Annotated in this window: 10 protein-coding genes, 1 other RNA gene and 3 pseudogenes; 12 read left to right on the top strand and 2 right to left on the bottom strand. The window is 39.8% G+C overall.

Annotated elements, in window-relative coordinates; genetic code table 11:
• On the bottom strand, positions 1–204 hold a 204-nt coding region (locus tag HT736_RS09265; protein ID WP_172930972.1), incomplete at its 3' end, for an IS630 transposase-related protein.
• 272 nt (positions 205–476) lie between these two features.
• Here HT736_RS09265 and comW point away from each other — a divergent pair.
• From comW to HT736_RS09215, 10 genes are all read left to right on the top strand, one after another.
• Positions 477–713 (top strand): sigma(X)-activator ComW, encoded by a 237-nt coding sequence (comW, locus tag HT736_RS09260; RefSeq protein WP_023937504.1) that lies wholly within the window; start codon positions 477–479, stop codon positions 711–713.
• A 230-nt stretch (positions 714–943) separates the two neighbouring features.
• A complete protein-coding gene (locus tag HT736_RS09255) occupies positions 944–2,230 on the top strand; it encodes an adenylosuccinate synthase (RefSeq protein WP_014017167.1) in 1,287 nt (428 codons plus the stop codon).
• A gap of 199 nt (positions 2,231–2,429) precedes the next feature.
• Positions 2,430–2,897 carry a tRNA adenosine(34) deaminase TadA gene (tadA, locus tag HT736_RS09250; protein ID WP_001110115.1) on the top strand — a complete coding sequence of 156 codons (468 nt, stop codon included), beginning with the start codon at positions 2,430–2,432 and terminating at the stop codon, positions 2,895–2,897.
• A gap of 32 nt (positions 2,898–2,929) precedes the next feature.
• Positions 2,930–3,027, top strand: an RNA gene (gene ffs / locus HT736_RS09245) — signal recognition particle sRNA small type.
• Between the two features lie 56 nt (positions 3,028–3,083).
• Positions 3,084–3,527 (top strand): dUTP diphosphatase, encoded by a 444-nt coding sequence (locus HT736_RS09240; protein ID WP_000701986.1) that lies wholly within the window; start codon positions 3,084–3,086, stop codon positions 3,525–3,527.
• Entirely contained in the window at positions 3,487–4,044 is a 558-nt protein-coding gene (locus HT736_RS09235; RefSeq protein ID WP_162199287.1) for a histidine phosphatase family protein, read from the top strand. Before HT736_RS09240 ends, HT736_RS09235 begins: the two co-directional genes overlap by 41 nt.
• Positions 4,045–4,054: 10 nt before the next feature.
• Complete coding sequence (radA, locus tag HT736_RS09230; protein ID WP_162199288.1) at positions 4,055–5,419, top strand: DNA repair protein RadA; 1,365 nt, start codon at positions 4,055–4,057, stop codon at positions 5,417–5,419.
• A gap of 72 nt (positions 5,420–5,491) precedes the next feature.
• A complete protein-coding gene (locus tag HT736_RS09225) occupies positions 5,492–5,989 on the top strand; it encodes a carbonic anhydrase (protein WP_007285146.1) in 498 nt (165 codons plus the stop codon).
• 24 nt (positions 5,990–6,013) lie between these two features.
• Positions 6,014–6,829 carry a PrsW family intramembrane metalloprotease gene (locus tag HT736_RS09220; RefSeq protein WP_050236577.1) on the top strand — a complete coding sequence of 272 codons (816 nt, stop codon included), beginning with the start codon at positions 6,014–6,016 and terminating at the stop codon, positions 6,827–6,829.
• Positions 6,830–6,973: 144 nt separating this feature from the next.
• Positions 6,974–7,942, top strand: coding sequence for a ribose-phosphate diphosphokinase (locus HT736_RS09215; RefSeq protein ID WP_000010164.1), 969 nt, complete (start codon positions 6,974–6,976; stop codon positions 7,940–7,942).
• 56 nt (positions 7,943–7,998) lie between these two features.
• On the opposite strand, the pseudogene HT736_RS09210 reads toward HT736_RS09215, so the two are convergent.
• Positions 7,999–8,847, bottom strand: a pseudogene (locus HT736_RS09210) (IS630 family transposase).
• Positions 8,848–8,959: 112 nt separating this feature from the next.
• Here HT736_RS09210 and HT736_RS11810 point away from each other — a divergent pair.
• Positions 8,960–9,930 (top strand): annotated as a pseudogene (locus HT736_RS11810) (PD-(D/E)XK nuclease family transposase).
• Between the two features lie 295 nt (positions 9,931–10,225).
• Positions 10,226–10,624 (top strand): annotated as a pseudogene (locus tag HT736_RS09195) (helix-turn-helix domain-containing protein); the annotation flags it as partial.
• Positions 10,625–10,712 lie beyond the last annotated feature (88 nt).

The following is a 10,712-nucleotide window of genomic DNA, read 5'->3' as shown; positions in this document are numbered from 1 at the left end:
AAAGGCTTTCAATTCCTCTAAAGGAATCTTTCGGTTTTTGACGACTCGCTTTTTCATCTCTAAGTGTCCTTGTTCACGTAAGTTCTTTTTCCATGTGAAGAGAGTTCTGACGCCGACATCAAAAACCTTGGCTGCCTCGACATGGCTGTGCCCCTCTTTGATGTAATCTAATGCTCGCTGTTTAAAATCTGTACTATATGCCATAGCTTTATTATAGCATGCTTGTTTGAAACTAAGCAACTATACTATGCGTTTTTCTTATTTTAAGATTTTTACCTCAACTCTCTTTTAGTATTTAACGCAGTTAATAAGGTCTATAATAGTCTAATTTAGGTAGTAAATTTGTTCCTATTCTGTCAACTTTTCCTATTTTTTATCTTATTGAGGTTGGTATTTGTACAATTCAGGAATTATTAATGATTAATTAAAATTTTTTGTTAGAATAAGTTCATAAAAAAGAAAAGGAGTATTTGATCATGTTACAAAAAATTTATGAGCAGATGGCGGATTTTTATAGAAATATTGAAGAAGAGTATGGTACTGTATTTGGTGATCATTTTGACTGGGAACATTTTCATTTTAAATTTTTAATTTATTATTTAGTGAGATATGGTATTGGGTGTCGTAGGGATTTTATCGTTTACCATTATCGTGTTGCTTATCGTTTGTATCTTGAAAAGATGATAATGAAACAAGGTTTTATTTCTTGTTGAGATAGTCTGAGTTAATTTCCGAACAAATTTACTTTTTTATGGAAAGATAATAATAAATAGCTGCTTATTTTTCTAAATCATTTTTTAATAGTTGGAAATAGCAAATCTTTCTATTGTTTCTTCTTGATAAAAAGGCGATTTTTTCTTATAATAAATTGTAAGATATAATTGCAGGTGAGAGTCCTGCCATGTATGTGAGAAAGGAAGAGCCTGAGGGCTCAGACAAGATTATGACTTCAGTTGTTGTTGTAGGTACCCAATGGGGTGATGAAGGTAAAGGGAAGATTACAGACTTCCTTTCAGCGAATGCAGAAGTGATTGCACGTTACCAAGGTGGTGATAATGCAGGTCACACGATTGTGATTGATGGTAAGAAGTTTAAATTGCACTTGATTCCATCTGGGATTTTCTTCCCTGAAAAAATCTCTGTTATTGGGAATGGTATGGTTGTAAATCCTAAATCTCTTGTAAAAGAGTTGAGCTATCTTCATGAGGAAGGTGTTACAACTGATAACTTGCGTATTTCTGATCGCGCGCATGTCATTTTGCCTTATCATATCGAGTTAGATCGTTTGCAAGAAGAAGCTAAGGGCGACAATAAGATTGGGACTACAATCAAGGGAATTGGTCCAGCTTATATGGACAAGGCTGCTCGTGTGGGAATTCGTATCGCCGATCTTTTGGATAAAGACATTTTCCGTGAGCGTTTAGAACGTAACCTTGCTGAAAAGAATCGTCTTTTTGAAAAATTGTATGATAGTAAAGCTATCGTCTTCGATGATATTTTTGAAGAATATTACGAATATGGTCAACAAATCAAGAAATATGTGACAGACACGTCCGTCATTTTGAATGATGCGCTTGATAATGGTAAACGTGTGCTTTTTGAAGGTGCACAAGGTGTTATGCTAGATATTGACCAAGGGACCTATCCATTTGTTACTTCTTCAAACCCTGTGGCTGGTGGTGTGACAATTGGTTCTGGTGTTGGTCCAAGTAAGATTGACAAGGTTGTAGGTGTATGTAAAGCCTATACGAGTCGTGTAGGAGACGGTCCTTTCCCAACTGAGTTGTTTGATGAAGTGGGAGAACGTATCCGTGAAGTAGGTCATGAATATGGTACAACAACTGGTCGTCCACGTCGTGTGGGATGGTTTGACTCAGTTGTGATGCGCCATAGCCGTCGTGTTTCTGGTATTACTAATCTTTCATTGAACTCTATCGATGTTTTGAGTGGTTTAGATACTGTGAAAATCTGTGTGGCCTATGATCTTGATGGTCAACGTATTGACTACTATCCAGCTAGTCTTGAGCAATTGAAGCGTTGCAAACCTATCTATGAAGAGTTGCCAGGTTGGTCAGAAGATATTACTGGAGTTCGTAATTTGGAGTATCTTCCTGAGAATGCGCGTAACTATGTTCGTCGTGTGAGTGAATTGGTTGGCGTTCGTATTTCTACTTTCTCAGTGGGTCCTGGTCGTGAACAAACAAATATTTTAGAAAGTGTTTGGTCCTAAGAGATTTTTAAGATTTGTTTAAGATAGGTCGGGTATACTATAGACAGTTACAAGAAGACCTCCTAACTTGTTGTAACGAATATCCTAAACTTTTCTTTTTCATAATAATCTCCCTATAAAGTCACCGCATTTGGTGGCTTTTTTTGTCTTGGGATTCATGATATAATAATAAAATCGATAAGTAGTAAAAGGGAAATTGATGAATTATACAGTTGAAGAAAAAGAAGTCTTTATGAGGGAAGCTTTGAGAGAGTCTGAGATTGCTCTTGAACACGATGAAATTCCAATTGGTTGTGTGATTGTCAAGGACGGAGAAATCATTGGCCGTGGGCATAATGCGCGTGAGGAACTGCAGCGAGCGGTTATGCATGCGGAGATTATGGCCATAGAGGATGCGAACTTGAGTGAGGAGAGCTGGCGCTTGCTGGACTGCACACTTTTTGTGACCATTGAGCCGTGTGTCATGTGTAGTGGGGCGATTGGGCTTGCCCGTATTCCAAACGTGGTCTATGGGGCTAAAAACCAGAAATTTGGCGCTGCTGGAAGTTTGTACGATATCTTGACAGATGAGCGTCTTAACCATCGTGTAGAGGTTGAAATAGGAATTTTGGAAGATGACTGCGCAGCTATCATGCAGGACTTTTTTAGAAATAGACGGAAAAAATAATTTTGCTTTTAAAATGAATAGGAATGTGATATAATAAATAGTGGAGCAACAGTTCTGCGTGAAGCGGGTCAGGGGAGGAATCCAGCAGCCCTAAGCGATTTGAATTGTGTGCTCTTTTTTTCGTGCTTTTTCCGAATAAATAAGATAGAATAATCTAGAATAAATGATAATAGAAAAGAGAAGATGATGAAAATTCGTGGTTTTGAATTGGTTTCTAGTTTTACAGATGAGAATTTATTGCCCAAGCGTGAGACAGCTCATGCGGCTGGTTACGACTTAAAGGTTGCTGTGCGTACGGTTATTGCGCCAGGAGAGATTGTATTGGTTCCGACAGGGGTTAAGGCTTATATGCAACCGACAGAGGTTCTCTACCTATATGATCGTTCTTCAAACCCTCGTAAGAAGGGCTTGGTTTTAATTAATTCAGTTGGCGTTATTGATGGGGATTATTATGGAAATCCTGGAAACGAGGGGCATATTTTTGCGCAGATGAAGAATATCACAGACCAAGAGGTTGTTCTTGAAGTTGGAGAACGTATTGTTCAGGCTGTCTTTGCTCCTTTCTTAATTGCAGATGGCGATGCGGCTGATGGCGTTCGAACTGGTGGATTTGGTTCAACAGGGCACTAGAATGAAGATTATCTTTGTACGTCACGGGGAGCCAGATTATCGTGAGTTAGAGGAGCGTTCTTATACGGGATTTGGGATAGATTTGGCGCCCTTATCTGAGAAGGGACGGCAGCAAGCTCAGGAACTGAGCACCAATCCTTTACTCTTTTCAGCTGAAATAATCGTATCTTCTGCAGTCACAAGAGCTTTAGAAACGGCTTCTTATGTGGTTTGTGCTACGGGACTTCCTTTGAGAGTGGAGCCATTATTACATGAATGGCAGGTCTATGAAAGTGGCACAGATAATTTTGAAAAAGCTCGCACTATGTTTCTAGAAAATAAGGGGGAGTTACTTTCTAATAGTCCTATTCGATATGAGACAGCTGCGGAGATGAAGTCTCGTTTTCTAGCATGTATGGCTAAGTATCGAGAATATCAGACTGTGGTAGTTGTTGCTCATCGAATGCTCATGCGCCAGTTTGTGCCAAATGAGAAGATTGATTTTTGCCAAGTGGTTGAGTGTGAATTAGAGATATAGAAAGAGGTTTATCATCGCAAAGAAAAAAGCGACATTTGTATGTCAAAATTGTGGGTATAATTCACCTAAATATCTGGGGCGTTGCCCCAACTGTGGGTCTTGGTCTTCTTTTGTAGAAGAGGTTGAGGTTGTCGAGGTCAAAAATGCGCGTGTGTCTTTAACAGGTGAGAAAACCAAGCCCATGAAACTGGCTGAAGTGACCTCCATCAATGTCAATCGAACCAAGACAGAGATGGAGGAATTCAACCGTGTACTTGGAGGCGGAGTGGTACCAGGAAGTCTCGTCCTCATAGGTGGGGATCCTGGAATTGGGAAATCAACCCTTCTCCTACAAGTCTCAACCCAGTTGTCCCAAGTGGGGACTGTTCTCTACGTCAGTGGGGAGGAGTCTGCTCAGCAAATCAAGCTACGAGCAGAGCGCTTGGGTGATATTGATAGTGAGTTTTATCTTTATGCAGAGACCAATATGCAGAGTGTTCGTGCTGAGGTGGAGCGTATCCAACCAGACTTTCTCATTATTGACTCCATCCAGACTATTATGTCTCCTGAGATTTCAGGGGTGCAGGGCTCTGTTTCTCAGGTGCGTGAGGTGACGGCTGAACTTATGCAGCTGGCTAAAACCAATAACATTGCCATCTTTATCGTAGGTCATGTGACCAAGGAAGGAACATTAGCTGGGCCTCGTATGTTGGAGCATATGGTGGATACGGTACTTTACTTTGAAGGGGAGCGTCACCATACCTTTCGTATTTTGAGAGCGGTCAAAAACCGTTTTGGCTCCACTAATGAGATTGGGATTTTTGAGATGCAGTCAGGTGGCTTGGTTGAGGTTCTTAATCCGAGTCAAGTTTTCCTAGAAGAGCGTTTGGATGGAGCGACTGGTTCGTCAATCGTTGTGACCATGGAAGGGACGCGTCCGATTTTGGCGGAGGTTCAGGCTTTGGTGACACCGACCATGTTTGGAAATGCCAAGCGTACGACGACAGGCCTTGATTTTAACCGTGCTAGCTTGATTATGGCTGTTTTAGAAAAGCGTGCAGGGCTTCTCTTGCAAAATCAGGATGCCTATCTCAAATCTGCTGGTGGTGTTAAATTGGATGAACCTGCCATTGACTTGGCTGTTGCAGTTGCTATTGCTTCGAGCTATAAAGACAAGCCAACTAATCCTCAGGAATGTTTTGTAGGAGAACTTGGTTTGACAGGAGAGATTCGGCGCGTGAATCGTATTGAGCAACGCATCAACGAAGCTGCTAAACTGGGCTTTACTAAGATTTATGTACCTAAGAATTCCTTGACAGGAATCACTCTGCCTAAGGAAATTCAGGTCATTGGCGTGACAACGATTCAGGAAGTTTTGAAAAAGGTCTTTGCATAATCCGTGACAAATTCTCTTAAAAATGATAAGATAGGAGAAATATTTGACTATCAAATTTTCAAGGAGGGAATCGTGTCGTATTTTGAACAGTTTATGCAAGCTAATCAGGCTTATGTTGCCTTACATGGGCAGTTAAATCTGCCACTTAAACCCAAAACAAGAGTAGCTATTGTGACCTGTATGGACTCTCGTCTGCACGTTGCACAAGCTCTGGGCTTGGCACTTGGGGATGCTCATATCTTGCGGAATGCAGGTGGTCGAGTGACTGAAGACATGATTCGTTCGCTAGTTATTTCCCAGCAACAAATGGGGACAAGAGAGATTGTGGTATTGCACCATACAGACTGTGGTGCTCAGACCTTTGAAAATGAACCTTTTCAGGAGTATTTAAAAGAGGAATTAGGTGTAGATGTGTCAGACCAGGACTTCTTGCCCTTCCAAGATATAGAAGAGAGTGTACGCGAGGATATGCAACTGCTTATCGAGTCTCCCCTAATACCAGACGATGTCACTATCTTTGGTGCCATTTACAATGTTGATACAGGAAGTATGACAGTCGTAGAATTATAAATACTTCATTTAGAAAGAAAGTGTATGAAGAAAAGCAGTATTTTATTTATTTTTATTTTATTGCTATGTATTGGTTTACAGTATGAAACCATCTACTATACGGACGGTTCGAGGTCAGGTGCGGAATATGGACTAATGGGAGTTTCTATCTTTCTAGCTCTCTTTTACATGATTCCGGCTCTTTATTTTCTCTTCCGTATTGGGAAAAAATGGGAATTCCCAAAGAACGCCTTGATTTTGTCTTTATTGGGTGGGATGTTCCTTTCAGGCTGGTTATCTAGCTTTGCGAATACCTATATCCATGATTTGCTGGGTATGCTTTTCCCAGATAGTCCATTTTTAAATGCCTTTGAAAGTGCTATTGTGGCTCCTTTGGTAGAAGAACCCTTGAAATTATTGACACTTGTTTTTGTTTTGGCTTTGATTCCTGTGCGAAAATTAAAATCTTTGTTTTTACTTGGAATTGCTTCCGGTTTGGGATTCCAAATGATTGAGGATATTGGTTATATTCGTACGGATTTGCCAGAGGGCTTTGACTTTACTATTTCGCGAATTTTAGAGCGTATCATCTCAGGAATTGCCTCTCACTGGACTTTTTCAGATCTAGCTGTAGTAGGTGTTTACTTGCTTTACAGAGCCTATAAAGGGCAGAAGGTTGGCAAGAAACAGGGTCTTATTTTTCTAGGTTTAGCCTTGGGAACTCACTTCTTGTTTAACTCTCCTTTTGTTGAATTGGAGACAGAGTTGCCTTTAGTGATTCCAGTGGTTACGGCTATTGCTCTCTATGGTTTTTATCATGCTTATTGCTTTGTTGAGAAACACAATGAGTTGATGACCTAGAATATTTTTCAAAAGAATGATGCAAGGGTACAAATATGGTGCCCTTCTTTTATTTTTGATTGAAAAATAGTGCAAAAAGCGCTACAATGGTAGATGGAAAATCTTGTGAAAAGCACAAGCGATACATATATACCGGAGGAAATCATGTCTTTTTCTGATTTAAAGCTGTTTGCCCTTTCTTCTAATAAAGAATTGGCAGAACGTGTGGCGCAGGAGATTGGGATAGAGTTGGGGAAATCAAGTGTTCGCCAATTTTCAGATGGAGAGATTCAGGTCAACATCGAAGAATCAATCCGAGGGAAACACGTCTTTATCCTACAATCAACTAGCTCGCCTGTAAATGACAATCTGCTTGAAATTTTGATTATGGTGGATGCTTTGAAGCGTGCGAGTGCAGAATCTGTCAATGTTGTCATGCCTTACTATGGGTATGCACGTCAGGATAGAAAGGCGAGAGCGCGTGAGCCAATCACTTCAAAACTTGTCGCAAATATGCTTGAAGTAGCTGGAGTGGATCGTTTATTGACCATCGACTTGCATGCTGCGCAAATTCAAGGATTCTTTGATATTCCTGTGGATCATTTGATGGGCGCTCCTCTGATTGCAGATTATTTTGAGCGTCGTGGTATGGTTGGTTCTGACTATGTGGTTGTCAGCCCGGACCATGGAGGGGTGACTCGTGCTCGTAAGTTGGCAGAATTTTTGAAAACATCTATCGCTATTATTGATAAACGTCGTAGCGTTGATAAGATGAATACTAGTGAAGTTATGAACATCATCGGTAAGGTTGAAGGCAAGACTTGTATCTTGATTGATGATATGATTGATACTGCTGGAACGATTTGTCATGCGGCAGATGCTCTTGCGGAAGCTGGTGCTGTTGAAGTCTATGCAAGCTGTACGCACCCAGTTCTTTCTGGTCCTGCTACGGACAATATCCAAAAATCAGCTATTAAGAAATTGGTTGTTTTGGATACTATCTATCTGCCAGAAGAGCGTTTGATTGATAAGATTGAGCAGATTTCAATCGCTCATCTTCTAGGGGATGCTATCGTACGTATTCATGAAAAACGACCACTTTCTCCACTTTTCGGTATTGAGAAAAAAATTTAATGACCAAGCCTGAGATGGTTCTCAGGTTTTTTCGTCTTTTTTCCGAATAAATATAGTCAATTGAAACAAGAACAAGACAAAAGAGCCTCGTAAAAGGTATTGCAACTTGGTAATACCTTTTTGAGATGCTTTTTGATATGAGCCCATGTCTTCTCAATAGGATTGTACTCAGGTGAGTAGGGAGGAAGGGGTAAAAGTTTATGCCCAAACTCTTCACACAAGAATTCTATTCTAGCTATTCTATTGGAATCTTGCATTATCCATAATAATAACTGAGGGTGTATTTAATGTCGGTAAGAGAAATTTCTGAAACCAAGCTTCAAAAAAGTCGCTCGTCATTGTTTCTTGGTAAGTTATTGGAGCGATTAACTCACCATTTGTTAGCCCTGCAACCAAAGAAATCCCCTGATATCTTCTTCCAGAGACTTTACCTCCTATTAACTGACCTTTTGATGAGCAACCATATTCTCGATAAAAGTAAGTATCGAATCCTGTTTCATCAATATAAACAGGTGCTAAGTGCTTTAAACTATTAAAATTCTTAAGAAATAAGGATACTTTTTCTGGGTCTTGTTCATAGTAGGTGTGGTTCTTTTTTTTCGAGTGTACCCCATAAATTTGAGCGCATAGTGGATAGTAGTTGGATGACAGCCAAATTCAGAAGCTATTTCAGTCAAATAAGCGTCTGGATTGTCAGTAAGATAGTTTTTAAGTCTATCTTTATCAACTTTTCTTGGTTTTGTTCCTTTTACTTGATGGTTTAGCTCTTCTGTTCCCTCTTTTAGCCTTAACCAGCCATAAATGGTATTACGTGAGATTTGGAAAACCTGTGATGCTTTTGTTATACTACCTGTTCGCTCACAATAGCCGAGAACTTTTTTACGAAAATCTATTGAATATGCCATAAGAAGATTATACAACATTGTGTACTGTTTTTGGTTCATTTTACTATAGATAGAAGCAGTGAATCTAGCAAACCTAGATTTAAAAATGTGCTATAATGAAAGGAGAGAAAGAATGATTCTCAGACATCCGGGCATTAGCTCAACCAATGATTTGGACGCTAAGAAAATCTTTAGCAATCCAGAAATCACTTGTCAATTTATCCGCGATATGTTGGATTTACCAGCCAAAAATGTGACCATTTTGGAGGGAAGTAATATTCACGTCTTGCCTTCTCTGCCCTATTAAGCACAAGATTTCTATACCAGTATTGATGTCTTGGTGGAGTTGGATAATGGAACCCAAGTAATCATTGAAATTCAAGTTCATCATCAGAATTTTTTCATCAATCTCCTGTGGGCTTACTTGTGCAGTCAGGTCAATCAAAATCTAGAAAAAATTCGCCAATAAGAAGGAAACGCTCACCAAAGTTATAAACACATCGCATCAGTATACGCAATAGCTATTGTGGATAGTAATTACTTTCAGGATGATTAAGCTTTTCATAGCTTTAGTATGCGAGAGGGAACGACAGGTGAAGTCTTAACCATCACAAACAATGGACAGGAAAACCATCTAGTCAAGATGGTATTCTTGGAATTAAAAAATACAGAGAAACCAGCAAGGATAGCGTTCGCAAGCCATGGTTGGAGTTTTTCGGGAATAAACCCTTTACCCAGCGCCCCGAGCGAGCCATCAGCCAAGCAGACCAACTGCTAGATTACAAGAGCTGGTCCGAGGAGGACAGGAAAATGTTTAGTCAACTACGTATGCGTGAAGAACAAGCCTTACTCGCTCATGACTATGCATTGGAACAAGCGGAGGAAAAAGACTTAGAGCGTGGTCGTGCAGAGGGGATTGAACAGGGACTGGAGCGTGGTCTTGAACGTGGACGAGCTGAAGGGATTGAACAAGGGCGAGAAGAAGGCTTGGAACGTGGGAAACTTTTTGCCTTTCTGGATATGGTTCGCCAAGGACTTCTGACTTCCGAGGTTGCCAGCCATCAGCTGGGTATGAGCGTCGCTGAGTTTGAGTCCTTGCTATGAGGTCACATTTTTTTAATATAGTAGAAAGTTAATGAAATGGCGAGTTATTTCTAAAATACTTGTCATTTTTGCTTGACATTTGGAAGGGGGATAGGATAATACCATAGAAGTGAGTTCTGTCCAACTATCGATATGGATTAGATATGTGAAGTTTGACTCAAAGTTTAAGAAATTTGTGAGATTTTCACTTGGGAGATACGGTATTTGAAGGGTATTTCATCTCACAAAGGTGTTTTTTCAACCTTTTTTGAAAAAAATGAAAGCTCTTCTAGGCATAAGAAAACACCTCTGTGTTATACTTGTTGTTCAACCACAAACACAAGAAAGGCACAGAGATGCAAGACAATTATACTACAAAAGCCAAACAAAAGAAGGAAAATCAAATAGAGAAATTGCCTCTTTGCTTGGAAAAGCTCCTCAAACTATCCACACTGAAATCAAGCGTGAGACAGTCTGACAATGTCTTGGAAAAGGGCGCTTCAAAGAGGTTTATTCTACCGACTATGCTCAACAGTCTTATGAAAACAATCGCAGGCGCTCGGTCAAGAAATCAAGCTTAACCAAAGAACTAAAGGAAAAGATTCTCCACTATCATAATCAAAAGTTTTCTCCTGAAATGATGGTTATGGCTAAAGGGGTTAACGTGGGAATTTCAACCATTTACTATTGTATTCATAATGGAAAATTGGGATTAATACTAGACTAAAATCAAAAAGCATTATATAATAGTAATATGAAATCAACTAAAGAAGAAATCCAAACAATCAAAACACTTTTAAAAG

The organism is Streptococcus sp. 339, from assembly GCF_013277285.1.
Taxonomy (GTDB): Bacteria; Bacillota; Bacilli; order Lactobacillales; family Streptococcaceae; genus Streptococcus; species Streptococcus pseudopneumoniae.
Note: the sequence above shows the minus strand (reverse complement) of the source record. Positions and strands in the feature narration are given on the sequence as shown.

Coding starts and splice junctions, on each gene's coding strand:
- comW (WP_023937504.1), top strand. CDS start 477: ATGTTACAAAAAATTTATGAGCAGATGGCGGATTTTTATAGAAATATT.
- HT736_RS09255 (WP_014017167.1), top strand. CDS start 944: ATGACTTCAGTTGTTGTTGTAGGTACCCAATGGGGTGATGAAGGTAAA.
- HT736_RS09215 (WP_000010164.1), top strand. CDS start 6,974: ATGTCTTTTTCTGATTTAAAGCTGTTTGCCCTTTCTTCTAATAAAGAA.
- tadA (WP_001110115.1), top strand. CDS start 2,430: ATGAATTATACAGTTGAAGAAAAAGAAGTCTTTATGAGGGAAGCTTTG.
- HT736_RS09235 (WP_162199287.1), top strand. CDS start 3,487: ATGGCGTTCGAACTGGTGGATTTGGTTCAACAGGGCACTAGAATGAAG.
- HT736_RS09220 (WP_050236577.1), top strand. CDS start 6,014: ATGAAGAAAAGCAGTATTTTATTTATTTTTATTTTATTGCTATGTATT.
- HT736_RS09240 (WP_000701986.1), top strand. CDS start 3,084: ATGAAAATTCGTGGTTTTGAATTGGTTTCTAGTTTTACAGATGAGAAT.